We start from the raw sequence: 24,543 nt of genomic DNA, 5'->3' as shown, positions 1-24,543 counted from the left end.
CAGTGCGGGCTCACCACCCGCACCTCGGCTTACTGCAGGTACAACACTTTGTATCAGGTGCCGCTTTGCAGCAGCATGTTACGTACGTGACCGATTGCCTTGGTCGGGTTCAGACCTTTCGGGCAAACGTTTACGCAGTTCATGATCCCGCGGCAGCGGAATACGCTGAACGGGTCATCCAGGGACGCCAGGCGCTCCTGAGTCTTGGTGTCGCGGCTGTCAGCCAGGAAGCGGTAGGCTTGCAGCAGTGCAGCCGGGCCCAGGAACTTGTCCGGGTTCCACCAGAACGACGGGCAGGACGTCGAGCAGCACGCGCACAGGATGCACTCGTACAGGCCGTCCAGCTTGTCACGGTCTTCCGGCGACTGCAGGCGCTCGATGGCCGGTGCCGGGGTATCGTTCTGCAGGAACGGCTTCACCTTCTCGTACTGCTTGTAGAAGATGCTCATGTCGACCACCAGGTCACGAATGACCGGCAGGCCTGGCAGCGGGCGCAGAACCAGCTTGTTGCCCTTGACCACACCCGACAGCGGGGTGATGCAGGCCAGGCCGTTCTTGCCGTTCATGTTCATGCCGTCAGAACCGCACACGCCTTCACGGCAGGAGCGACGGTACGAGAAACCTTCGTCCTTTTCCTTGATCAGCGCCAATACATCGAGAACCATCAGGTCCTTGCCGCCGGTATCGACGTCGAACGACTCCATCTTGGGCGCCGAGTCGGTGTCCGGGTTGTAACGATAAACTTCGACTTTCAACATAGCAGCCACCCTTAGTAAGTCCGGACTTTTGGTTCGAAGGCTGGAACAGTCTTCGGCGCAAAGTTGACGCCGCGCTTGGCAACGCGCTTCTCACCCGGGTAGTACAGGGTGTGGCACAGCCAGTTTTCGTCGTCACGGTCTTCGAAGTCTTCACGGGCGTGAGCGCCGCGGGACTCTTTACGGGCTTCGGCCGCGATGGCAGTAGCTTCGGCGACTTCCAGCAGGTTCTGCAGCTCCAGCGCTTCGATACGCGCGGTGTTGAAGGCCTGGGACTTGTCGTTGATCTTGACGTTGGCGATACGCTCGCGCAGGCCAGCCAGCTGCTCGATACCCTTCAGCATGTATTCGCCAGTACGGAATACACCGAAGTAGTTCTGCATGCAGCTCTGCAGCTCGCGCTTCAGGCTCGCAACGTCTTCACCGGTGGTACGCCCGTTGAGGTTGTTCAGGCGGCTCAGGGCAACATCGATGTCGGTGTCGCTGGCGTCGAGATGCTCGATGCCGTCGCTCAGTGCCTTCTCCAGGTGCAGGCCGGCAGCACGGCCGAATACCACCAGGTCGAGCAGCGAGTTGCCGCCCAGGCGGTTGGCACCGTGAACCGATACGCACGCCACTTCACCTACGGCGAACAGGCCCGGGATGATGTGGTCCTGGCCTTCGGCGTCCATGGTGATGGCCTGACCATGAATGTTGGTGGCAACGCCGCCCATCATGTAGTGGCAGGTCGGCACGACCGGAACCGGCGCGACCACAGGGTCGACGTGGGCGAAGGTCTTGGACAGTTCGCAGATACCTGGCAGGCGGCTGTGCAGCACTTCCTCGCCCAGGTGGTCCAGCTTCAGCAGTACGTGGTCCTTGTTCGGGCCCACGCCGTTGCCGGCGATGATTTCCTTGACCATGGAACGGGCAACCACGTCGCGGCCGGCCAGGTCTTTCGCGTTCGGCGCGTAACGCTCCATGAAGCGCTCGCCGTGGGCGTTGATCAGGTAGCCACCTTCACCACGGCAACCTTCGGTTACCAGTACACCGGCGCCGGCGATACCAGTCGGGTGGAACTGCCACATCTCGATGTCCTGCACCGGTACGCCTGCACGCAGGGCCATGCCGATACCGTCACCGGTGTTGATCAGGGCGTTGGTGGTGGAGGCGTAGATACGACCGGCACCGCCAGTGGCCAGAACGGTGGCCTTGGACTTGATGTACATGGTTTCGCCGGTTTCGATGCAGATTGCGATCACACCGACGAACGCACCTTCCTGGTTCTTCACCAGGTCAACCGCGTAGTACTCGTTCAGGAAGGTAGTGCCTGCCTTCAGGTTGCCCTGGTACAGGGTGTGCAGCAGCGCGTGACCGGTACGGTCGGAAGCGGCACAGGTACGGGCAGCCTGGCCACCTTTACCGAAGTCCTTGGACTGGCCACCGAACGGACGCTGGTAGATACGACCGGTTTCGGTACGCGAGAACGGCAGGCCCATGTGGTCCAGCTCGAAGACCGCAGCCGGGCCTTCCTGACACATGTACTCGATAGCGTCCTGGTCACCGATGTAGTCGGAACCCTTGACGGTATCGTACATGTGCCAGCGCCAGTCGTCGTTCGGGTCGGCCGAAGCGATGGCGCAGGTGATGCCGCCCTGGGCGGATACAGTGTGCGAACGGGTCGGGAAGACCTTGGTGACTACGGCAGTCTTGTGGCCGCCTTGAGCCAGTTGCAGCGCGGCGCGCATGCCGGCGCCGCCGCCACCGATGATGATGGCGTCGAAGGAAATGGTTGGAATGCTAGCCATGGATCAGATACCCCAGAGAATCTGCACACCCCAGACGAAGTAAGCGAACATCGCAACGCCGCATACCGCCTGGAACAGGAAACGAATCGCAGTTGCCGACTTGCCGAACGACATAGGCGTCAGGTAGTCGGTTGCAATGGTCCACATGCCGACCCAGGCGTGAGCGCCCAGGGCAACGAGGGCCAGCAGACTGAAGATCCGCATCGCGTTGTTGGAGAACAGACCATGCCACTGGGTGTAGTCGATGCCTGGGTGGGCGACCACGTAGCCGATCAGGAAGAGGAAGTAAGCCGCGAGAACGACCGCAGAAACGCGCTGCGCCATCCAGTCATAGAGGCCCGAACGCGACAGGTTCGTGACATTGGTTACCATACCCAAACTCCCACCAGAACGATCAGCACCACGGAGATGACGATCACGATTTTCGAGCCCAGCTTGCCGCCTTCCAGCGTCTCACCGATACCCATGTCCATGATCAGGTGACGAACACCTGCCACGAGGTGATAAAGCAGGGCAGACAGCAGGCCCCAGGTCACGAATTTGGCCAGCGGGCTGGTCAGACACGCCTTCACCTCACCGAAGCCTTCCTCGGAACCCAGCGACTTGCCCAGTGCATAAAGCATGATGGCAAGGCCGAGGAACAGGATGACGCCGGAGATACGGTGCAGGATGGACGTGTACGCAGTGACGGGGAGCTTGATGGTCCTTAGGTCTAGGTTTACAGGTCGTTGGCTTTTCACGGCTTTTTTCACACTGAAGAGCCCCTAGCGAATCAGGGCAAAGTTGTTGGTAAGTGTACTGGTCAGGTACCCACCACCCAGGGAACGGCGACCCCCAGCAGTTCGGGCTTGCAAGCCCCTGGCGGTCGGGTGCCGAGTATAGACAGTTAGGCTGCTTATGACAACGTGACGGGGTAGCCCAAATAGCGCATTGCCTTTAACGAACAAAAGGCGTAAATGAGCGAGAATTTCGGGAAAAATCAGGCTTGAATGCTTGATTCAACAAGCCTTTAGGCAAATTGACATCTGAATTTATCCCTCTATAGTGGTGCGGGCCCTGCGTGGGGGGTCTGTCTGATGATTTCTAGCATTAATAGGAGGCCACATGGCTGACAAAAAAGCGCAGTTGGTCATCGAGGGCGCTGCCCCCGTCGAGCTGCCCATTTTAACCGGCACCGTTGGTCCTGATGTAATCGACGTCCGCGGGTTGGGGGCCACTGGTCACTTCACCTTCGACCCTGGTTTCATGGCGACTGCCTCGTGCGAGTCGAAGATCACCTACATTGACGGCGACAAAGGGATCCTGCTGCACCGCGGCTACCCGATCGAACAACTCGCCGAACAATCCGACTACCTCGAAACCTGCTACCTGCTGCTCAACGGCGAACTGCCGAATGCCGAGCAGAAGGCCCAGTTCGTCAGCACCGTCAAGAACCACACCATGGTTCACGAGCAGCTGAAGTCCTTCTTCAACGGTTTCCGCCGCGACGCTCACCCGATGGCGGTGATGTGCGGCGTGGTCGGCGCCCTGTCGGCGTTCTATCACGACTCCCTGGACATCAATAACCCGCAACATCGCGAAATTTCCGCGGTGCGCCTGGTCGCCAAGATGCCGACCCTGGCCGCGATGGTTTACAAGTACTCCATGGGCCAGCCGATGATGTACCCGCGCAACGACCTGTCGTACGCGGAAAACTTCCTGCACATGATGTTCAACACCCCGTGCGAGATCAAACCGATCAGCCCGGTACTGGCCAAGGCAATGGACCGGATTTTCATCCTCCATGCCGACCACGAGCAGAACGCCTCCACCTCCACCGTTCGTCTGGCCGGCTCGTCGGGTGCCAACCCGTTCGCCTGTATCGCCGCCGGTATCGCCGCACTGTGGGGCCCGGCCCACGGCGGTGCGAACGAAGCCGTACTGACCATGCTCGATGAAATCGGCGATGTTTCGAACATCGACAAGTTCATCGCCAAGGCCAAGGACAAGAACGACCCGTTCAAGCTGATGGGCTTCGGTCACCGCGTGTACAAGAACCGCGACCCGCGCGCCACCGTGATGAAGCAGACCTGCGACGAAGTCCTGCGCGAGCTGGGCATCAAGAACGACCCGCAGCTGGAACTGGCCATGCGCCTGGAAGAGATCGCCCTCACCGATCCTTACTTCATCGAGCGCTCGCTGTACCCGAACGTCGACTTCTACTCGGGGATCATCCTCAAGGCGATCGGCATTCCGACCAGCATGTTCACCGTGATCTTCGCCCTGGCACGTACCGTGGGCTGGATCTCGCACTGGAAAGAAATGCTCTCCAGCCCGTACAAGATCGGCCGCCCGCGCCAGCTGTACACCGGCGAGCAGAAGCGCGACATCGTTGCACTGCAGGACCGCAAGTAAGCTTTACTGGCCGAACGCAAAAAGGCTGCCCTTGGGCAGCCTTTTTTATTGGCTTTTCCTGTGCCCGCGAAGAGGCCGGCACAGGCAGCACAAAACCTCAGTTCTTCTCAGCCCGCTCCCGCAGCCCTTTCAGGGTATTGAACGGCGCATCCACCACGAACTTGTTGGCCACCATCGCCGGCACGCTACCCCCCGGCTCGGTGTGCACCTGGTAGATCACTTCGGTGCTGTCACCCTTGGGCACCAGCTTCCAGAAGCCTTCCACTTTCGCCACCCGCACAAAGCCCTTCTCTTCCGGAACATAGGTCGGCTCTTCGACCAGATTACGGGTCAAGCTGCCATCAGCCCCCTTGACCGTGGTGATGTGCAGCACCGAATCACGCGGCGTCACCGGCCACGGCGTGTTGAACTGGGTGTAGGTCCAGCTCTGATCGCCTTCATGCTTGAGCAGCTTTTGCGACTTGCACTCGTGAATCCATGCACAGGCGCCGACCACGTCTTCCTGCAACGCCTGCACCTTGGCCAGCGGCGCCTTGATCACGGTCACGCCTTGATAGGCCTTGTACTTGGAACCGGCTACTTCGCTGAGGGAAACCTTGATCCCCTCCTCGTCCTTGGCCACTTGCCAGTTTTCGGCCCAGGCCACCGGCGACAGCAAAACACCCATGCCACACAGCAGTGCAATACGCTTGAACGATCTCATCATATTTATCCTTGTTGTCGAAGATCCAGCCTCTCACGCCGCCGTCATCTGCTCCCACCAACCCAGAATCCTGATTGCCTCGTCACGGTCGCTGCCGCACACCTCGACATCCGCCTTGAAGCCACCACACACCGCCGGCCGCTCGGGCTTGCCAAACAGGTCGCAGAGGTTGGCAGCCGTCAGGTGCAGGCAGCGCTCGCCCGCCGGCTTGCCATTGGGCATGCGCGGCATCGCAGAAGTGATGGACGGGGCGATGCAGCAGGCACCGCAGCCCTCACGGCAATTCATGGCTATTCACCAAAATCAGGACTCCCTGGAACAAAACGGGACGAACGTCCCTGGATAGTAACCGCTCAAACAGGCGTTTGAAATTGCTGGCACGATGAAATGTGCAGTGACCCGGCAGTCAGTTTGACTGCTACTGCCGGTACTCGAAATCGATGGCCGCCCCTTCAACGTCATGACGGCTGTCGTTGCGCAATTGCAACTGCATTTCGTTGTTGATCAGCCGGCCATTGAGCTGGAACGGGCTGTCGTTGGTTTCTGGTTTCTCGGTGAACATGGGCGGCAGCAAGGGCTTGCGTCGCTGAATCGGCGACGGGGTGCCAACGTTCGGCTCAAGTGAGTTGACCATATCGACCGGCAGGCTGAGGTCAAGCTTTGCCTTGGGCAGTGGCTTGGCCACCGCCTTGCTGACCGGCTTGTGCGCCTTGGCCTTGCTGTTGGCGGCTTTTTTTACCGCCTGCTTCTGCGCAGGCTTGGCTGTCGCCTTCTTCTGCACTGGCTTGCCCTGGGTTACCGGAGCCTGGCCGGCCGGCTGCGCAGCCATGGCTGGCACACAACAGAACGGTGCAAGGCACAAGATCAGGGCAAAACGGCGTAGAGCATTCATGGCAAATGGACAGACTGGCAGGAAAGGTGCGTATGCTCCCTGTTCCACAGGCAGCTGGCAAGCCTTACAAAAGTGTGAGCGCAGGCTCCCGGCACAACTGCTGAGCCAGCAAGCCGAGGGTAATCACGGCACGCTCGGCCTCCTTGTTCCACGGAATACCGCAATTAAGGCGGATGCAGTGGTTGAACTGCTCTGTATTACTGAATATCAGCCCCGGCGCAATGCTGATGCCCTGCTCCAGCGCCCGCACATGCAGCTCCTGGGTGTTGACCCGCCCGGGCAGGCTCACCCACAGAATGAAACCGCCCGTGGGCCGGGTCATCTGGGTGCCTTCGGGGAAGTGCTGCTGCACTGCCAACTGGTAGGCGCTGAGGTTCTTGCGATACTCCTGGCGGATGTAGCGCAGGTGCCGGTCGTAGCCGCCATTCTCCAGGTAGGCCGCCACCCCCATCTGCGTCACGCTGCACGCCGAGTGGGTAGTGAAGGTTTGCAGACGCTGGATCTCGTCCTGGTAGCGCCCGGCAATCATCCAGCCAACACGTACGCCGGGGGACAGCGTCTTGGAGAAGCTTGAGCAATAGATTACCCGGTCCAGCCGGTCGAACGCCTTCAGCGCCTTGGTCTTGCCCTGCTCGAACATCAGCTCGCCATAGATATCGTCTTCGATGATCTGGATATCGAAGTCCGATGCCAGGCGCAGCAGTTGTTTCTGCCGCTCTTCCGGGACCGTGCCACCCAGCGGGTTGCTCAGCCGCGCGGTGAGTACCAGGGCCTTGATCGACCACTGATTGGCCGCCAGCTGCAAAGCTTCAAGGCTGATGCCTGTGGACGGGTCGCTGGGGATCTCGATCACCTTCAGGCCCAGCAGGTCCGCCAGCTGCAGCAAGCCGTAATACGTCGGTGACTCGGCAGCGATCAAGTCCCCCGGACGCGTCAGCACACGCAATGACATTTGCAGCGCATCGACGCAGCCGTGGGTCACAATCACTTCACGCGGGTCGACCAGTACACCGGCATCGCGCATGCGAATAGCAATCTGCCGGCGCAATGGCTCGAAACCCGGGCTGAACATGTAACTGAACGCGCGCGGGCTGTGAAAGCGGGTGACCTTGGCAATTTGCTGGTGCAGGGCACGCACCGGCAAGTAATCGACATGAGGCACCGCAGCACCGAACGGGAACACACCATCACGGCGCGCCTCGGTGAGCACTTGCTGGATGATGCTGGCACGGGTCACCAGACCAGGGCGCTCCACCCGGGCGATGTCGGGGGTTTGCGCAGTCAAGGCCGGCGTCTGGTGCACATAGTAGCCAGACTGCGGCCGCGCGCGGATCAGCCCTTGATCTTCGAGGTTGGCATAGGCCTGCAGCACCGTGGCATGGCTGACATTGAGCTGGGCGCTCATCTTGCGCACGGAGGGTACCCGCTCGCCTGGCTGGTAGACACCACGGCGGATGTCATCGGCCAGTTGCTGGGCGATACGCTGGTACAGCAGCAGGTTGGTCATGGCGGCAGGCTCGTTGTTCTTGTGCGGCTCGATGACGGTAAAGGATACCGTAACAGTTGCAAAGTGTACTGGGACAGAATGCAACATAGTCGACAATACAACAGCGTGATAACTATCGAAACGATCAGGCCGACAAAAAACGGGACTGCGTTGCAGCCCATCGCCGGCAAGCCAGCTCCCACAGGGACAGCACAATGCTTAAGACCTGCGCAGTCCCTGTGGGAGCTGGCTTGCCGGCGATGGGCCGCAAAGCGGCCCCTTTTCACAAGATTCAGCGCGCTGGCGCGAGCCGCCCCTTGTCATCCGAAAACACGATCTCCACCCGACGGTTCTGCGCCCTGCCCCGCTCAGAGGCATTGGCCTCGATCGGGTACTGGTCGCCATAGCCCTCGACCTGCAAACGCTTTTCGTCGATGCCCAGGTCCACCAGCATGTCAGCCACGGCCTGCGCCCGGTCGCGAGACAGTTTCAGGTTGTCCTCGGCCGCGCCGGTGCTGTCGGTATAGCCTTCGATGCGTACCACCCGACGCGGGTTAAGCTGAAGGAACTGCACCAGCTTGAGTACGGTGCGGCTGGCCGAGTTCTTCAGGTCGGCACGGCCGGTATCGAACAGCACGTCGCCCAAGGTCATCACCAGGCCACGGTCGGTCTGCTCCGAGGCCAGTGCCGCGATTTGCGACTCGACCCATTTGCCCTGTTGCTGCACGCTGGCCAGCTTGGCCTCGCGCAAGGCCAGCTGCAGGCGCTGGCGCTCCAGGTCGAGCTTGGTCTGGCGCTCCTGGTTCAGCGCCAGCTTGGCATGCTCACGGGCAATTTCGCTGTAGCGCTGGCTGAGGTATGCGTAATGGCGCACATCGGAACCGGTGCCGATGTAGCTGGACAAACGCTCGGCACGGGCCAGCGACTCGCCCGCGCGGATCACATCACGCGGCGCACTGCGCAGCACATCGGAATCATCCTTGACCTTCGCGAAGGCGGCACTGGCTTCATCCAGCGCTGCAGAACTGCGCTGGCTGGCACAGCCTTGCAAGCCTGCGGCCAGCGCCAGCACTACCAGCGCGGCCAACGGCGTACGGCGGATCATGGCTGCACCTCCAGTTGCTTGCGCAGGCGCTTGACCCGCGACTGCAGCAGCTGCAGCTGCTCTTCGCTCTTCTGGTTCAGCACCTGGGCCTCGGCCAGGCGTGCATCCAGCTCGGCCTGCTCGGCACGCATACGCGCATCGCGGTAGTCTTCGGTCAGCATGTTGGCCTTGGCCCGGGCCAGCTTGTCTTCAGCCAGCTTCAGCGTTTCGACCTGCTCGGTGGCACCTACGGCCTTGGCCTGCTCCAGGGCCTGTTCGGAAATGCGCATCTGCTCGTCAGGGGCCGGATCATTGGCGCAGCCAGCCAGGCCAAGCATGGCCAAGGCAAGGATTAGTGGTTGGGTTCTCACGCAATCTTCCTAGTGTTTGGGGGCGTCCGCCGGCACCTGCAACTGCGCTTTCCAGCGCTCGACATTTCGTTGCAGGACCGCCTCGGACGCACCGGAGATTGGCAATTCTGTCAGTTTTTTCGCCAATTGCCCACGCAACCAGCTGTCATTGCAGGCCGAGTTGTGCGAAAGGGCCAGGTACAGGCCTGGCCGGTCCACCGGCAGGCCACGGGCGATCAGGTCATTGCTCATACCCAGGCTCTGGACCATGGCCATGCCTGAATAGCGGCCAGCCAGCACGTAGTCCACTTGGCCGAGCACCAGTTTCTGGAAGGCCTGGGTAAGGTTCTGCGCCGGCACCAGCTTGAGCTGGGCCTTGGCGAAGGCGGTGAAGGCCGGGGTTAGCCGTGCGCGCTCGGACAAGCTGCCCTGATACCTGGCCAGGTCCGCCGGGCCATCGAAGGTCAGCTGGGCATCATGACGCGTCCACACCAGGTACTCGTTGAGCTGCAACGGCGGGTGGATGTAGTCCAGCGCGGTCAATTGCTCCACCTGCATGGGGGTGTCGAGCAACAGATCTATGCGCCCACTGCGCACTTCCTCCAGTGCCTGGTCGCGGCGACCTGCGCTCAGTACTTCGACTTTTACACCCAGCTCGCCAGCCACCTGACGCAACAGGTCGACGTTGGCGCCGATCAGGTGTTTAGGGTCTTGTGGGTCTTGCCACGAATAGGGCGGTGCATCAGGGCTGCCGGTTGCCACCAGGCGTTCGCATTTGCCAGCCGCCATGGCCAGCGGCGAAACCAACACCACCACGCATGCCAGTACCCTGCCTGCTTTACGCAGCACCATTGCTCACTCCTTGTATTGCTTGGCCCGGCCCTATCGCCGGCAAGCCAGCTCCCACAGGTAGCGCACAAGCCCTGAGAACAGTGCAGTGCCTGTGGGAGCTGGCTTGCCGGCGATAGGGCCGGAACAGACCACAAAAAAACCCGGCCCCCTGTACGAGGGCCGGGTTCTTTATAAGTGAAGCAGGCGGATCAGACCAGCTTTTCCAGCTCCGGTACCGCTTCGAACAGGTCAGCGACCAGGCCGTAGTCGGCCACCTGGAAGATCGGCGCTTCTTCGTCCTTGTTGATCGCAACGATCACTTTGGAGTCTTTCATGCCGGCCAGGTGCTGGATCGCGCCAGAGATACCGACGGCGATGTACAGCTGTGGCGCAACGATCTTGCCGGTCTGGCCGACCTGCATGTCGTTCGGCACGAAGCCGGCGTCAACCGCAGCGCGCGAAGCACCAACGGCAGCACCGAGCTTGTCGGCCAGGCTGTACAGGTGCTTGAAGTTGTCACCGTTGCCCATGCCACGGCCGCCGGACACGACGATCTTGGCAGCGGTCAGCTCTGGGCGGTCGGACTTGGCCAGCTCTTCGCCAACGAAGGCCGAAATGCCAGCGTCGTGCGCAGCACCAACAGCTTCAACAGCGGCCGAGCCACCTTCGGCGGCGACAGGGTCGAAGCCGGTGGTACGCACAGTGATGACCTTGACCGAAGCGCTCGACTGCACGGTGGCAATGGCGTTACCGGCGTAGATCGGGCGCTTGAAGGTGTCGGCAGACTCGACCGAGATGATCTCGGAAATCTGGTCCACGTCCAGCAGCGCGGCAACGCGCGGCAGGATGTTCTTGCCGTTGGTGGTGGCCGGAGCCAGCACGTGGCTGTAACCGTTCGCCAGCTCTTTGATCAGCGGCGCGACGTTCTCTGGCAGCACGTGGGCGTAGGCAGCGTTATCGGCAACCAGCACCTTGGCCACACCAGCGATCTTGGCAGCAGATTCGGCAACGCCACCGACGTTCTGGCCAGCGACCAGCACGTGCACATCACCACCGATCTTGGCGGCGGCAGCAACAGTGTTCAGGGTAGCCGGGGCTACGGCACCGTTTTCGTATTCAGCGACAACCAGGATAGTCATTTAGATTACCTTCGCTTCGTTCTTCAGCTTCTCGACCAGTTCGGCCACCGATTTGACCTTGATGCCAGCGCTGCGGGCAGCCGGGGCTTCAACCTTCAGGGTCTTGTTGGTGGAGGCGAGGGAAACGCCCAGCGCGTCCGGAGTAACAGTCTCCAGCGGCTTCTTCTTGGCCTTCATGATGTTCGGCAGCGACGCGTAGCGCGGCTCGTTCAGGCGCAGGTCGGTGGTGACGATGGCTGGCAGGTTCAGCGATACGGTCTGCAGACCGCCATCGATTTCACGGGTGACGTTCAGCTTGTCGCCAGCCACTTCGACCTTGGAGGCGAAGGTGCCTTGCGCGTAGCCGGTCAGCGCAGCCAGCATCTGGCCGGTCTGGTTGTTGTCGCTGTCGATGGCCTGCTTGCCGAGGATGACCAGCTGTGGCTGCTCCTTGTCGACAACGGCTTTCAGCGCCTTGGCCACAGCCAGGGAGTTCAGTTCGTCAGCGGCTTCTACCAGGATGGCGCGATCGGCACCCAGGGCCAGGGCGGTACGCAGTTGCTCCTGGGCAGTGGTCGGGCCGACGGAAACGACGACGATCTCGGTCGCAACGCCCTTTTCCTTCAAGCGGACAGCCTCTTCCACGGCGATTTCGCAGAAGGGGTTCATGGACATCTTGACGTTAGCAAGGTCGACGCCGGAGTTGTCCGCCTTGACGCGAACCTTGACGTTGTAGTCGACCACTCGTTTGACAGCTACAAGAACCTTCATGGATTCCTCGTTACTCTCCGGTGAATAGATAGTCGCCTGGGACTGAGCCCTGCGATGCGCGTGGGTACAAGGGCACCTCTAAAAACGTATCGGGAGGCAATAACTTCACAGTGACCGAACAGTCTTGTTCGGACCATTGCGACAAATACTCACGGGTCATTTTCTGTCGTGGCGTGTAAACTCCACTACAAACCGGCCAAAGGCCGCAAAACCCTGCTCCACACCTGGTCTTTAGAGGTGTACCTGCGCCCGGCTGCAAGCCTACGGCGAACGTAAAACCGCTCGTATCTTGACCGTAACACCCCATCCGGTCAATACGGCAAATCGGTCACCCTCCAGCCGCGCTCCTGTGATTTTACTGGCCTGCGGCAAATTCAAACAAACGTTTGTATTGGACCCGCCAAGTGGTGTAGATATAATGCGCGGCCAAGACAAAACGGTGTAGTCCGTCATTTGCGCAGCTACAGTTCCGCTCCCGTGATGAGCCACTGCGCGCAAGCACCCATAAGACAAAGCAACAGCACGAGCCTTGATGAGTAGGAGAGAACCAGTGGAACGCGAATACATGGAATTCGACGTGGTCATCGTCGGCGCCGGCCCGGCGGGCCTGTCCGCCGCCTGCCGCCTGAAGCAGAAGGCCGCCGAAGCCGGTAGCGAAATCAGCGTCTGCGTGGTGGAAAAAGGCTCTGAAGTGGGCGCCCACATCCTCTCCGGCGCAGTGTTCGAGCCCCGCGCCCTGAACGAGCTGTTCCCCGACTGGAAGGAACTCGGCGCGCCGCTGAACACCGAAGTGAAGCGTGACGACATCTACGTGCTCAAGGATGCCGGCAGCGCCACCAAGGTGCCTGACCTGTTCGTGCCCAAGACCATGCACAACCATGGCAACTACATCATCTCGCTGGGCAACCTGTGCCGCTGGCTGGCCCAGCAGGCCGAGAACCTGGGCGTGGAAGTCTACCCGGGCTTCGCCGCCCAGGAAGCGCTGTTCGATGAAAACGGCGTGGTGCGCGGCATTGTCACCGGTGACATGGGTGTGGACCGTGAAGGCAACCCGAAAGACGGTATGTACACCCCGGGCATGGAGCTGCGTGGCAAGTACACCCTGTTCGCCGAAGGTTGCCGTGGCCACATCGGCAAGCAGCTGATCAAGCGCTTCAACCTGGACAGCGAGTCCGATGTGCAGCACTACGGCATCGGCCTGAAGGAAATCTGGGAAATCGACCCGGCCAAGCACGAGCAGGGCCTGGTGGTGCACACCGCTGGCTGGCCGCTGGACGTGATGGCCAAGGACAACACCGGTGGTTCGTTCCTTTATCACCTGGAAAACAACCAGGTGGTGGTCGGCCTGATCGTCGACCTGTCCTACGCCAACCCTTACCTGTCGCCATTCGATGAGTTCCAACGCCTGAAGCACCATCCGGTGATCAGCCAGTACCTCGAAGGCGGCAAACGCATCAGCTACGGCGCCCGCGCCCTGGCCAAGGGCGGCATCAACTCGCTGCCGAAAATGGTCTTCAATGGTGGCGCACTGATCGGTTGTGACCTGGGCACCATGAACGTGGCCAAGATCAAAGGCAGCCACACCGCGATGAAGTCCGGCATGCTCGCCGCCGAGGCGGTGGCCGACGCACTGCTCGCCGGCAGCGAGGGCGGCGATCAGCTGAACAGCTACGTCAGCGCCTTCAAGGCGAGCTGGCTGTACGAAGAACTGTTCGCCAGCCGTAACTTCGGCCCGGCCATGCACAAGTTCGGCCCGCTGCTGGGCGCCGCGTTCAACTATGTGGACCAGAACTGGTTCGGCGGCAAGCTGCCGTTCACCCTGCACGACACCAAGCCGGACTACGCCTGCCTCAAGCTCGCGGCCGACTCGAAAAAGATCGACTACCCGAAACCGGACGGCAAGCTCAGCTTCGACAAGCTCAGCTCGGTATTCCTCTCCAGCACCAACCACGAAGAGGAACAACCCTGCCACCTGAAGCTGACCGACCCGAACGTGCCGATCGCCAGCAACCTGCCGCTGTACGACGAGCCGGCACAACGCTACTGCCCGGCAGGCGTGTACGAAGTGGTCACCCAGGAAGACGGCAACAAGCGCTTCCAGATCAACGCGCAGAACTGCGTGCACTGCAAGACCTGCGACATCAAGGACCCGGCCCAGAACATCACCTGGGTTACCCCTGAGGGCGCGGGTGGGCCAAACTACCCGAACATGTAAGGCCCCTGCCCTTGCGGCAACAAAAAGCCCCCGGTTCTCACGAGCCGGGGGCTTTTTGCTTCAACTGATTGGGCAGCACCGCCCACGATATAAGCAGTCTCGAGCAAACTGCATTACACACCTACATCATCGACTTGGCGTTCGAATGCCGACATCAGAGCGCTAATGCGCGTAGCTTCGTCATGAGTCAAAATTACCTCACCACAAGCAGAACAGTAATCGCCAATCACATCGGGAATGACAGTCGACTCACCTTTATATTGATAAGGCATGCCTTGAGACTGCGCTTCTAGCTCCGCACCTCCACATAGGGGACATTTCATTTCAAGCTCCTTGAAAGATTCAATGCCCTTGAAGTCTGCCTCAATACACCAAGACCGTTACCGGCTCATTTGTCACCACACATGATCGGCATCGGCTCCGCCGCGAACGCCAATGGCTCCCGACGCCCGAAATACAAGGCTGTCAGCAGCCCCACCGTGCCCATGATCAGACAAAACCCGACACACACCCACGGGCTCCACGGCATCAGCGCAATCAGCGCCAGCGGCGTGGTACTGGCCCACAGCGCGTAGGCCACGTTGTAGGTGAAGGAAATGCCCGACACGCGAATCTCGGCCGGGAACAATCCAACCATCACCGACGGCACCACACCGACCACGCCGCAGGACAGCCCCGCCAGCGCATAAGCCAGCCAGGTCATCTCCCACTGCCCCACCAGGCTGGCGTACAGCGCACCGATCCCCAGCGGCAGCAACACGCTGTAGAGCATCAGCGCACGCCAAGCCCCTACACGGTCGACCAGCAACCCGGCCAGCACGCAGCCGATGTTGAGGAAAACAATACCCACGCTGCTCAGGGCGAAGGTGTGCCCGGCGCTCATGCCAAAGCGTTGCTGCATTACCGTGGGGGTGATCACCACCAGCACCACCACGGCCGAGGTCAGCACACAGGTCAGCAATGCCGCCGGAATCAACGCCCGGCGGTGCTCGCCCAGCACCCGCCGCAACGGGAATTTCACCGGCTGTTCCTGGCGCGCACGCAGGGCAAGGAACACCGGTGTTTCGCTAAGCCAGCGGCGCAGCCACACGCCAATCACACCAAACACGCCACCCAGCAGGAACGGGTAGCGCCAGGCGTAGTCGAGGATTTCCTGCGGCGTGAACACCTGCGCCAGCAACGTCGCGGTCAGTGCCCCCAGCAGGTAGCCGAAGGTCAGCCCGGCCTGCAAGAAGCCCAAGGCATACCCGCGCCGCCCGGCAGGCGCGTGCTCGGCGACGAAGGTCCAGGCACTCGGCACCTCGCCCCCCACTGCCGCACCCTGGAGAATGCGCAGCGCCAGCAGGATCAACGGCGCGGCATAGCCGATGTCGGCATAGGTCGGCATCACCCCGATCAACAGGCACGGCAGGGCCATCATCAGGATGCTCAGGCTGAACACCCGCTTGCGCCCCAGGTGGTCGGCGAAGTGCGCCATCAGGATGCCGCCCAACGGCCGCGCCAGGTAGCCGGTGACAAAGATCCCGAAGCTTTGCAGCAGGCGCAGCCACTCTGGCATCTCGGGCGGGAAGAACAGCTGGCTGAGGGTCAGCGCAAAAAATACGAAAATGATGAAGTCGTAGATTTCCAGCGCGCCACCCAGTGCCGCCAGGCCCAGGGTCCGATGGTCGCCGCGGCTGAACCGGGGCGGGCGAGCGGTATCGATGGCAGTCATGGCAGGGTCCGCAAATCGGCAAAGGGCAAGAGGATAGCAAATAGCTGCCCCGTTGCCCCGCCTGCTGCACCGCTAGCGGTTGAACACCGTGTGCGCGAAGTTGGCCCGCGGCCGTGGCCGCGCGGTAGCCGCCGGCATGGCGCCCGGCAGCGGCAACTTGCCGACCAGCATCGGCCCGTCGATGATCGCCATGAATGACTCCAGCGCCTCGTTATCGGGCACCTGCGGCAGGCTCAGGCTGACCGCCTGGCGCTCGGCCTGCGGCACCGCAGGCACTTTCAACTGGCTGGAATGGTAAAGCAGGGCGTGCTGGATCTGGGTACTGACGCGACAAAAACGCTCCAGGTCTACCCCGGCATGGCTGGCCAGTTCGATATTGCCCAGCAGCAAGTGAAAAGGCTGCAAGGCGCACTGCACCAAACGCTGCAGCTCCTCGAAGCTGTCAACGGGGGCGATCCGGTAGTAGCCCAGGCCATTGAGCAGCCGCTCCAGCTGCAACCGCTGGCAGGGGTGGGTATCGGCAATGAGAATGCGCAGGGTCTTGTTTGCCATGGTCGGGCCTGGGCAGCTGGGTAATGGGTACATTCCATGACCTTACTGCGCCCGTTAAGGCTACTGTCAGGGCCATGCCTGGCAGCGGTCTACTTTGATAGAAGTCGGGAACGCCGCATAAATCAAGTGATTGACTGACGGAATTTGCATTTGCCTTTAGCCCGGTACTCCGGTTTGCCACTTGCGCTCACCCCGTCAAGCCGTGCAGGTAACCGCGCGCCTAAACCCAGACGCTCGCACTTCGTTTAAAGGAGGCTCATGCCCCAAGGCATCGCCTCTTACATTCGCGGAGAACCCAGATGTTTCGCCCGGCCCTAGCCTTTTTCGCCCTGACCCTGTCCAGCGTCGCATGGTCCGCCGAGCCCTGTTCGGTAGACATTCACAGTACCGACCAGATGACCTACGACCTGAAAACGATCACCGTACCGCAGACCTGCCAACGCTTTACCGTTAACTTGCTGCACACCGGCACACTGCCCAGGAATATCATGGGCCACAACTGGGTGCTGGCCAAAAAGGACGACATCAAAGGCGTGACCACCGATGGCGCTGCGGCAGGTGAGGCCGATAACTACCTCCAGCCGGGCGACAAGCGCGTGCTCGCCCATACCCGACTGATCGGGGGCGGCGAAAAAGATTCGGTCACTTTCGACACCGGCATGCTGCAGGCAGGCCAGGCGTACGCGTTCTTCTGCTCCTACCCTTTCCACTCCACCATGATGAAGGGCACCCTCACATTCGGTACCTCGTCAGGCAGCTGACGCTATCGAAAAGTGGGCCGACAAGCCGAACGTACGCTCAGGCCTCGGCCCACTCACGCATACGCAGCCGGCAATGCTTCATGGCGTTGACGATGTGCTTCTCCACCATGGCCTTGGACAGGCCCAGACGCGTGGCAATCTCCCCATGTGACAGGCCTTCGAGCTTGCGCAGCAAGAAGCACGCCCGGCAGGTTTCGCTCAGCTCCGCCACTGCACGCTGCAGCAACTCCAGGCGCTCTTCCTGGCGACAGGCGCCGTGCACGGGGGCGACGAAGAATCGCTCATCGGTTTCCAGAACCTCCAGAGGCTCGGCGCGACGAAGCTGGTTGCGCCGATGTCCATCGGTGACCAGGTTGAGGGCGGTGCGGTAAAGGAAAGCGCGGGGATGGGAGATCTGCGTGTCGTCACACCGCTCGAGTACCCGCAGATACGCCTCCTGCGCGATATCTTCAGCAGCATGATGGCTACCCAGACGCGAACGAAGGAACCCGACCAGTTCACGGTAGTAATGCTCGAGCAGTACACCCGAAGACGGCATCGAAGCGCTTTCCCTGTTGTCCGATGATGATAGAAGACCGCTGCAGGCCAAGTAATGGCACCGCTGGCGCATAAAATATAATAATTCTCATCAAGCTTAAAGACGTTGTTACATTTCCACGCCCGCAACGCGCGTTCCCCGCTAAATCCGCCCTGATCGCTTTCGTTTAATCGGCAGCCTCCCTAGCTGATCCTTGGTGACAGCGGCCCTCTCATGGTCGGAAATCCTGCATGATCCCTCAACGCCTTACCCGTCGTGCCGTAACGCTCGCGCTGTGCCTTATTCCGGTGGCCGCATTCGCCACCTGGCAACTGTTGCCCGGCGAGGCCGAGCAGCGGCCGTTCGTCAGCGTCAGCCGTGGCAACATCGAATCCAGTGTCACCGCGCTGGGCACCCTACAGCCCCGTCAGTACGTCGACGTGGGCGCGCAGGCCTCCGGGCAGATCCGCACGTTGCACGTAGAAGTCGGTGACACCGTCAAGCAGGGGCAACTGCTGGTGGAAATCGACCCTGCCACGCAACAGGCCCAGCTGGATGCCGAGCGCTATGCCATCCAGACCCTGAAAGCGCAGGTCAAGGAGCAACGTGCCGAGCATCTCCTGGCCGAACAGCAGTTGCGTCGCCAGCAGCGGATGGCCAGCGACGGCGCCACGCGTGAAGAGGATGTGCAGACGGCCCAGGCCAAGGTGCTGACAACCCAGGCGCGCATCGACATGTATGAGGCGCAGATTCTCCAGGCGCAGGCCACGTTGCGCAGCGCGCAGGCTCAGCTCGGCTACACCCGCATCTACGCCCCGATCGGCGGTACCGTGGTGGCTGTCGATGCACGAGAAGGGCAAACCCTGAACGCGCAGCAACGCACCCCGCTGATCCTGCGGATCGCCAAGCTGTCGCCGATGACGGTATGGGCCGAGGTCTCTGAAGCCGACATCGGCCAGGTCAAGACCGGCATGCAAGCCTACTTCACCACCCTGGGCAGCGGCGGCAGGCGCTGGACCAGCACTGTCAGGCAGATTCTGCCGATCCCGCCCAAACCGCTGGATCAGCTCAGCCAGGGCGGCGGCAGCCCGGTTGCCGCCGGTACGGCAAGCGGCAGCGGGACCGGCCGCGTGGTGCTCTACACCGTGCTGCTGGATGTCGACAACGATGACAACGCGCTGATGGCCGACATGACTGCCCAAGTGTTCTTCGTCGCCGGATCTGCCAAGGATGTATTGACCGTGCCCATCGCGGCGCTTCAGGGACGCGGCCAGGGCGAGGGGCTGCAGACTGCCCATGTTCTGACCGGCAAAGGCGACGTGCAGACGCGCCAGGTACGTACCGGGCTCAGCGACCGCCTGCGCGTGCAGATACTCGACGGGCTTGCGGAAGGTGACAAACTGCTGATCGGCCCTGTCGGCGGTGAGGGTTGACATGAGCACTCCGCTGATAGAGCTGGTCGGCATCCGCAAATCCTACGGCGGCGGCGACAGCCCCCAGGTCGATGTGTTGCGCGGCATCGACCTGAAAGTCCATGCCGGAGAGTTCATCGCCATCGTCGGCACCTCGGGCTCTGGCAAGTCGACCCTGATGAACATCCTGGGTTGCCTCGACCGCCCAAGCGCCGGGCACTATCGCTTCGCCGGCCAGGATGTTGCCGGCCTGAACAATGACGAACTGGCCTGGTTGCGCCGCGAAGCGTTCGGGTTCGTGTTTCAGGGTTATCACCTGATCCCCTCCGCCTCGGCGCAGGAAAACGTGGAGATGCCGGCGATCTACGCCGGAACCACGGCGGCCCGGCGCGCCGAAAGGGCCAAGGCCCTGCTGCAACGCCTGGGCCTGGGCGAGCGCACCGGCAATCGCCCGCGCCAGCTTTCAGGCGGCCAGCAACAACGGGTGTCCATCGCCCGGGCATTGATGAACGGCGGCCACATCATCCTGGCGGACGAGCCCACCGGTGCGCTGGACAGCCACAGTGGCACCGAGGTCATGCGCCTGCTGGATGAACTGGCCGAGCAAGGCCATGTGGTGATCCTGATCACCCACGACCGCGATGTGGCCGCCCGGGCGCAGCGCATCATCGAGATCCGCGACGGCGAAGTGATCAGTGACAGCGGCGCCGACCAGGCGCCGCCACCGCGTCGCCCAGGTGCGCTGCAAGCCGTCGATCTGGCCGGGCGCCTGGTGCGTGCCGACAGCCAGGGCAGCCCCTGGCTGGGCGAGACCCGGGACGCCCTGCAAGCCGCCTGGCGGGTCATGTGGAGCAACCGCACACGCACCGCGCTGACCCTGCTGGGGATCATCATCGGCGTCGCGTCGGTGGTCGTGATGCTGGCGGTGGGTGAAGGCAGCAAGCGCCAGGTCATGGCCCAGATGGGCGCGTTCGGCTCGAACATCATCTTCATGAACGGTGCCCCTCCAACACCGCGCGCTCCGCCCGGCAACGTTCGCCTCAGCGACGTGCAGGCGCTGGCCGAGCTACCTCAAGTGAAGTCCATCATGCCGGCCATGACAGTGGAAGCGCAGGTGCGCTTTGGCAATCGTGACCTGGAGTCGACCATCGGTGGCTATTCGCCTGTGTTCCCGACGCTGATGAGCTGGCCCGTCAGCGAAGGCAGCTTCTTTACCGACAACGACCTGGCCACGGCTGCGACCGTGGCGGTGATCGGCTCGGAGGTGCGCAAGAAGCTGTTCGTTGACGGCCAGGACCCGATCGGCCAGTACATCCTCATCGAGAACGTGCCCTTCCAGGTGATCGGCGTGCTCGCCAGCAAAGGCTCCAGTGGCGCCAACCAGCGAAACGACCTGCGCATCGCCGTGCCGTACTCAGCGGTTTCCATACGTCTTTCCGGCACGCAACACCCGGAATACGTGATCATCGGTGCCGCCGACAGCACCCAGGTGCATGACACCGAACGCGCAATACGCCAACTGATGCTGAGCCTGCACGGTGGCATCGAAGACTTCGAGATCGACAACAGCGCGGCGATGATCCAGGCCGAGGCGGCGACACGCAACGGGTTGTCCCTGATGCTTGGCGCCATTGCCGCCATTTCGCTGCTGGTCGGCGGGATCGGCGTCATGAACGTGATGCTCATGACCGTCCGCGAACGCACCCGCGAAATCGGCATCCGCATTGCCACCGGCGCCCGACAGCGCGACATCCTGCGCCAGTTCCTGACTGAAGCCGTGGTGCTTTCGCTGACCGGCGGCCTGATTGGCGTCTGCCTGGCGTTGCTGATCGGCGTGGTTCTCAGCCTGGCCAAGGTGGCCGTGGCGTTTTCTGCCCTGGCGATAGTGGGTGCCTTCGCCTGCTCGGTAGCCACGGGCGTCATCTTCGGTTTCATGCCTGCGCGCAAAGCCGCCGCCCTCGACCCTGTCGCCGCCCTGACCAGTGAATGACCATGACCAGAACCCCGTTTTTACTGCTACCGCTGCTGACCATCCTGAGTGCTTGCAGCCACACCCCTGCGCCACTGGACAGCGGTATCGCTGCACCTGCCAGCTGGCAAAGTCCGGCTGGCGGCACGGCGGCCTCCGCGCAGTGGTGGACGACTTTCAATAGCGCTCAACTGAGCCAACTGATCGAGCAGGCGCGCCAGGGCAGCCATGACCTGCGCGCCGCCATGGCCAGGGTCAGGCAGGCACAGGCCGACCTGCGTATTGCCGGCGGCCCCCTGCTACCGCGCCTCGACGCCAGCGCCGACGCCTATCACCAGCGCTTGCTACGAGGCCAAGGGTACAGCGAGCAGGACACGTCGAACCGCGAGCGGACCTACCGCTACTTCAACACGGCCCTGACGACCAGCTACGAGCTGGACTTCTGGGGTAAAAATGCCGCTGCGCGTGACAGTGCCCGCCTTGGCCTGCAAGCCACTGCACGTGACCGTGACACGCTCGAACTGAGCCTGACGAGCAGCGTTGCCGATACTTACCTGAGTGCCCTCGCCGCTCGCGAGCAGGCACGCATCGCCGCGCTTAACCTGGAAAACGCCGACAAGGTCCTGAGCCTTGTGCGCACGCGATTCCAGGCCGGGTCGTCGACTGCCCTGGAACTGGCCCAGCAAGAGAGCCTTGTGGCCAACCAGCGACAACAGTTGCCGCTCTACCAACAAGAGGCCCGCGATGCGCAGATCACCCTGGCAACCCTGCTTGGCGTGCCGGTCCAGGCGCTAGAACTGGCCGATCAGCCTTTCGATCAACTGAGTGGCCCGAGCATTGCCGCCGGTATTCCCAGCCAACTGCTGACGCGTCGCCCGGATATCGCTGGCGCAGAGGCGCGCCTGGCTGCGGCTCAGGCGGATGTCAGCGTTGCGCGGGCAGCACTGTTCCCCACGGTGAGCTTGACGGCCAGCCTGGCCACTGGCGACAGAAAAGCCATCGACCTGCTGCGCAATCCGGCGCTCAACCTCGGTGCCGGTCTGACGGCGCCCATTTTCAATAATGGCGCCTTGCGCGCCGAGCGTGATCGCGCCATCGCTCGCCAGGACGAGCTGCTCGAGGCCTATCGCAACGTGCTGATCACCAGTTTCGGCGAAGTCGAGAAGGCCTTGAACAGCGTCGACGGTCTGGACCGCCAGACACACTGGCAGCATGAAGCGCTCAACCAGGCGCAACGCGCCTTCGATCTGGCCGAGAACCGCTACCGGGCCGGGGCCGAAGACCTGCTCAGCGTGCTGGAAGCGCAACGCAGCCTGTTTACAGCACAGGCCGAACGGGTACGGCTGCGCAAAGCGCGTTTGCAGGCCAGTGTTGCGCTTTACAAGGCATTGGGCGGCGGCTGGACGGCGTCGGACACACTGATGACAGCGAGGTAGGCAAGCCCCCTGACGGGAGCCCTACCCGCTGCAACACCGGCCAAAAATTGTCAACGCTACAAACCGTCACGTCGCGGGCCGGGTGCCAGATGGCGGGCATACCAAGGCCGCTGAGGCACCCTGCCGGCCAGGCGATCGCCGTCTTCTTCAGGGCTGAAAATGACTTGCAAGGCCAGCTTCATGGTCTCGATGTCCAGTTTCCCGGTGCCGCCGCCATTGCCCAGCCCCCAGGCACCGCAACCTTCACGCGTAGGCCCCAGCCAAGGCTCGGCCACACGCACCCAGCGCCCTGGCGCAAACCACGGAATACCATCGATCATCTGCGGCTTCACTTCCCCCGGGTGCGCCTGCTGGTGGGCCAGGTACCAATCGTTCAGGCGGTCGTCGATCCAGCCATGAAAGGCCCAGAACACCGGGTTGACGTGGGAGGAAAACGGATCGCCGAGGAAGTCGTTCTCGGCGCGGAACCAGCGTTCGGAAAAATCGTAGTTGCGACGCCCGTAAGGCATCGGGTAATCCGAGTTCGGGTCACGCCCCAGGGATGCCCAACGCATGTGCAGCCAATCATGGATTCCCAATTCGATGCGTGAACCCAACTCTCCCAGACACAGGGTGCTGAGGTATTGCGGATCATGCAGCTGGGCTTCCCACAGCTGGAAGTTGGCGTGCAGCCCCTGGCTGCTTTTGACGTAGTACAGCCACTGGCTGAAGGCTTCATCGTCGGCCGCCTGCCAGTTGGGCGGGACGCTGTAGCCGTCGCGGTTGTCGAGGTAATCGAAAAACGCCTGAACGCCCTGCCCGATCGATGGGCGTGCCGCAGGCAGGCTTGCCCAGGAACGCAGGTCCTGGACCTCGCGCACGCCATGCAGCATGTGCCGATGCATGAACAGAAAATCCTCGCCGGAGCCGTTGCGATGGCGATCATGCCCGCGTGCGTTGCGCTCCTTGCCCAACGGGCCGACCTGCCAACCCAGCGCACGCACCATCTGCCGCCGGGATTCATCGATGCGGTGCCAGCGATCGCGGCTGGCGTGCCAGAGCTGGTGATAGTAGCGACGCTGCGGTGAAATCAGGTCCTCGTGCAGCGCCGCCACGTACGGCAGCCGCTCACGCGCCAGCACGAACGGTCGGCGGACGGCGACAAAGCTCGCTTGCGCCCCGGAATGCCCCGCCTGTGTCCCTGCCAGGCGTACGTGCCCACTCAGGGTCGCGCTGCCTCCCCCCTCGCTCCAGTCGCCCCATATCTCATCCAGCACGGCATCGCAGTCATAGGCCTCGCCAGAACCCGCCATCATCTTCAGTTGCACCTTCGGCAGCCGGTCGGCAGCCAACGGGCCGTATACCTGCAAACCCTGACCGCCATAGGGCGCAGTACCCAGGTAGCCGCGCACGGCACGGGCACCCTGCCCTACGTCGAGCAGCAGCTGCTGCGGTCGGGCCAGCCCGGCCAGCGCCGGGTGATCGCTCGTCATGCGCCAGTCCCAGATCCCGACCAGGCGTTCACCCAACAGCGCATTGGGCAGGTCGTCGACCGGCACCGCAGGCTCGTCACTGCTCAGCTCCGCTTCCTCGGCCCGCTGCCACGCCTGCCGTGCGTAATAGCCGGCAGGCAGTGCTACACCGGCGGCCACCAGGCCCGCCAGGATCTTACGACGTGACACTTTCATCCACTGTACTCATGACGTGACTCCTGCTGCGAAAACGAATGGTTGAGGGAGCGATTTAGAGGGTTGCTAAATTCTCTTGGGCTCGGCTCGTTTCACCCAGCAAGTTCGAACGGCATGGGGCCGTCGTGC

The 24,543-nt window shown here is 62.1% G+C and carries 24 protein-coding genes; 6 read left to right on the top strand and 18 right to left on the bottom strand.

Annotated elements, in window-relative coordinates:
• Nucleotides 1-53 precede the first annotated feature (53 nt).
• From A0O30_RS11090 to sdhC, 4 genes are read right to left on the bottom strand one after another with little or no spacing between them, the layout of a single operon-like run.
• Nucleotides 54-758: a succinate dehydrogenase iron-sulfur subunit gene (locus A0O30_RS11090; protein WP_012315348.1), complete on the bottom strand. Its 705-nt coding sequence runs from the start codon at nt 756-758 to the stop codon at nt 54-56.
• Nucleotides 759-769: 11 nt separating this feature from the next.
• Nucleotides 770-2,542, bottom strand: coding sequence for a succinate dehydrogenase flavoprotein subunit (gene sdhA, locus A0O30_RS11085; protein ID WP_060500822.1), 1,773 nt, complete (start codon nt 2,540-2,542; stop codon nt 770-772).
• A gap of 3 nt (nt 2,543-2,545) precedes the next feature.
• Nucleotides 2,546-2,914, bottom strand: a complete 369-nt coding sequence (gene sdhD, locus A0O30_RS11080; RefSeq protein WP_003254214.1) for a succinate dehydrogenase, hydrophobic membrane anchor protein — start codon at nt 2,912-2,914, stop codon at nt 2,546-2,548.
• Nucleotides 2,908-3,294: a succinate dehydrogenase, cytochrome b556 subunit gene (gene sdhC, locus A0O30_RS11075; RefSeq protein WP_012315350.1), complete on the bottom strand. Its 387-nt coding sequence runs from the start codon at nt 3,292-3,294 to the stop codon at nt 2,908-2,910. The genes sdhD and sdhC overlap by 7 nt, the downstream gene beginning before the upstream one ends.
• A 352-nt stretch (nt 3,295-3,646) precedes the next feature.
• On the opposite strand from sdhC, the gene gltA reads away from it, so the two are divergent.
• Nucleotides 3,647-4,936 carry a citrate synthase gene (gltA, locus tag A0O30_RS11070; RefSeq protein WP_016711651.1) on the top strand — a complete coding sequence of 430 codons (1,290 nt, stop codon included), beginning with the start codon at nt 3,647-3,649 and terminating at the stop codon, nt 4,934-4,936.
• 97 nt (nt 4,937-5,033) lie between these two features.
• Here the strand turns inward: gltA and A0O30_RS11065 are convergent, their stop codons facing one another.
• The 9 genes from A0O30_RS11065 to A0O30_RS11015 all read right to left on the bottom strand — a co-directional run bounded on the left by A0O30_RS11065 (nt 5,034) and on the right by A0O30_RS11015 (nt 12,171).
• A complete protein-coding gene (locus A0O30_RS11065; protein ID WP_105946496.1) occupies nt 5,034-5,639 on the bottom strand; it encodes an START domain-containing protein in 606 nt (201 codons plus the stop codon).
• Between the two features lie 33 nt (nt 5,640-5,672).
• The gene (locus A0O30_RS11060) at nt 5,673-5,927 is read right to left on the bottom strand and encodes a YkgJ family cysteine cluster protein (protein WP_009684718.1); all 255 of its coding nucleotides are present in this window, start codon (nt 5,925-5,927) and stop codon (nt 5,673-5,675) included.
• Nucleotides 5,928-6,057: 130 nt separating this feature from the next.
• Nucleotides 6,058-6,531 (bottom strand): hypothetical protein, encoded by a 474-nt coding sequence (locus A0O30_RS11055; protein WP_105946495.1) that lies wholly within the window; start codon nt 6,529-6,531, stop codon nt 6,058-6,060.
• A 64-nt stretch (nt 6,532-6,595) separates the two neighbouring features.
• The gene (locus A0O30_RS11050) at nt 6,596-8,038 is read right to left on the bottom strand and encodes a PLP-dependent aminotransferase family protein (RefSeq protein WP_012273358.1); all 1,443 of its coding nucleotides are present in this window, start codon (nt 8,036-8,038) and stop codon (nt 6,596-6,598) included.
• 271 nt (nt 8,039-8,309) lie between these two features.
• A complete protein-coding gene (locus A0O30_RS11040; protein ID WP_019096319.1) occupies nt 8,310-9,122 on the bottom strand; it encodes an OmpA family protein in 813 nt (270 codons plus the stop codon).
• Nucleotides 9,119-9,472 carry a DUF4398 domain-containing protein gene (locus A0O30_RS11035; protein WP_060500813.1) on the bottom strand — a complete coding sequence of 118 codons (354 nt, stop codon included), beginning with the start codon at nt 9,470-9,472 and terminating at the stop codon, nt 9,119-9,121. Before A0O30_RS11035 ends, A0O30_RS11040 begins: the two co-directional genes overlap by 4 nt.
• A 9-nt stretch (nt 9,473-9,481) precedes the next feature.
• Entirely contained in the window at nt 9,482-10,303 is an 822-nt protein-coding gene (locus tag A0O30_RS11030; protein ID WP_105946493.1) for an ABC transporter substrate-binding protein, read from the bottom strand.
• Between the two features lie 188 nt (nt 10,304-10,491).
• The gene (locus A0O30_RS11020) at nt 10,492-11,421 is read right to left on the bottom strand and encodes an electron transfer flavoprotein subunit alpha/FixB family protein (RefSeq protein WP_105946491.1); all 930 of its coding nucleotides are present in this window, start codon (nt 11,419-11,421) and stop codon (nt 10,492-10,494) included.
• Nucleotides 11,422-12,171: an electron transfer flavoprotein subunit beta/FixA family protein gene (locus tag A0O30_RS11015; RefSeq protein ID WP_016498683.1), complete on the bottom strand. Its 750-nt coding sequence runs from the start codon at nt 12,169-12,171 to the stop codon at nt 11,422-11,424.
• A 532-nt stretch (nt 12,172-12,703) separates the two neighbouring features.
• Here A0O30_RS11015 and A0O30_RS11010 point away from each other — a divergent pair.
• Nucleotides 12,704-14,386, top strand: a complete 1,683-nt coding sequence (locus A0O30_RS11010) for an electron transfer flavoprotein-ubiquinone oxidoreductase (RefSeq protein WP_105946490.1) — start codon at nt 12,704-12,706, stop codon at nt 14,384-14,386.
• 113 nt (nt 14,387-14,499) lie between these two features.
• Here A0O30_RS11010 and A0O30_RS11005 read toward each other — a convergent pair whose 3' ends face one another.
• The 3 genes from A0O30_RS11005 to A0O30_RS10995 all read right to left on the bottom strand — a co-directional run bounded on the left by A0O30_RS11005 (nt 14,500) and on the right by A0O30_RS10995 (nt 16,652).
• Nucleotides 14,500-14,709, bottom strand: coding sequence for a type II toxin-antitoxin system MqsA family antitoxin (locus A0O30_RS11005; RefSeq protein WP_105946489.1), 210 nt, complete (start codon nt 14,707-14,709; stop codon nt 14,500-14,502).
• Nucleotides 14,710-14,774: 65 nt separating this feature from the next.
• Nucleotides 14,775-16,100, bottom strand: coding sequence for an MFS transporter (locus tag A0O30_RS11000; protein ID WP_105946488.1), 1,326 nt, complete (start codon nt 16,098-16,100; stop codon nt 14,775-14,777).
• Nucleotides 16,101-16,172: 72 nt separating this feature from the next.
• Nucleotides 16,173-16,652, bottom strand: a complete 480-nt coding sequence (locus A0O30_RS10995) for a histidine kinase (protein ID WP_105946487.1) — start codon at nt 16,650-16,652, stop codon at nt 16,173-16,175.
• 299 nt (nt 16,653-16,951) lie between these two features.
• On the opposite strand from A0O30_RS10995, the gene azu reads away from it, so the two are divergent.
• Nucleotides 16,952-17,413, top strand: coding sequence for an azurin (gene azu / locus A0O30_RS10990; protein WP_016711661.1), 462 nt, complete (start codon nt 16,952-16,954; stop codon nt 17,411-17,413).
• Nucleotides 17,414-17,450: 37 nt separating this feature from the next.
• On the opposite strand, the gene A0O30_RS10985 is transcribed toward azu, so the two are convergent.
• Nucleotides 17,451-17,951 (bottom strand): sigma-70 family RNA polymerase sigma factor, encoded by a 501-nt coding sequence (locus A0O30_RS10985; protein ID WP_105946486.1) that lies wholly within the window; start codon nt 17,949-17,951, stop codon nt 17,451-17,453.
• Nucleotides 17,952-18,181: 230 nt separating this feature from the next.
• Between A0O30_RS10985 and A0O30_RS10980 the strand changes: the two genes are divergently transcribed.
• Genes A0O30_RS10980 through A0O30_RS10970 form a run of 3 tightly spaced genes read left to right on the top strand, consistent with a single transcriptional unit; the run spans nt 18,182 to nt 22,747 of the window.
• On the top strand, nt 18,182-19,363 hold the full coding sequence (locus tag A0O30_RS10980; protein WP_060500796.1) for an efflux RND transporter periplasmic adaptor subunit: 1,182 nt from the start codon (nt 18,182-18,184) through the stop codon (nt 19,361-19,363).
• A 1-nt stretch (nt 19,364) separates the two neighbouring features.
• On the top strand, nt 19,365-21,332 hold the full coding sequence (locus A0O30_RS10975) for a MacB family efflux pump subunit (RefSeq protein ID WP_105946485.1): 1,968 nt from the start codon (nt 19,365-19,367) through the stop codon (nt 21,330-21,332).
• Nucleotides 21,329-22,747, top strand: coding sequence for an efflux transporter outer membrane subunit (locus tag A0O30_RS10970; protein ID WP_105946484.1), 1,419 nt, complete (start codon nt 21,329-21,331; stop codon nt 22,745-22,747). Before A0O30_RS10975 ends, A0O30_RS10970 begins: the two co-directional genes overlap by 4 nt.
• Before the next feature lie 56 nt (nt 22,748-22,803).
• Here A0O30_RS10970 and A0O30_RS10965 read toward each other — a convergent pair whose 3' ends face one another.
• On the bottom strand, nt 22,804-24,414 hold the full coding sequence (locus A0O30_RS10965) for a PvdJ/PvdD/PvdP-like protein (protein WP_105946483.1): 1,611 nt from the start codon (nt 24,412-24,414) through the stop codon (nt 22,804-22,806).
• Between the last annotated feature and the right edge of the window lie 129 nt (nt 24,415-24,543).

Source organism: Pseudomonas sp. LLC-1, from assembly GCF_002992185.1.
Taxonomy (GTDB): domain Bacteria; phylum Pseudomonadota; class Gammaproteobacteria; order Pseudomonadales; family Pseudomonadaceae; genus Aquipseudomonas; species Aquipseudomonas monteilii.
The sequence above is the reverse complement of the archived record's forward strand: the minus strand, read 5'-3'. Positions and strand labels throughout refer to the sequence as shown.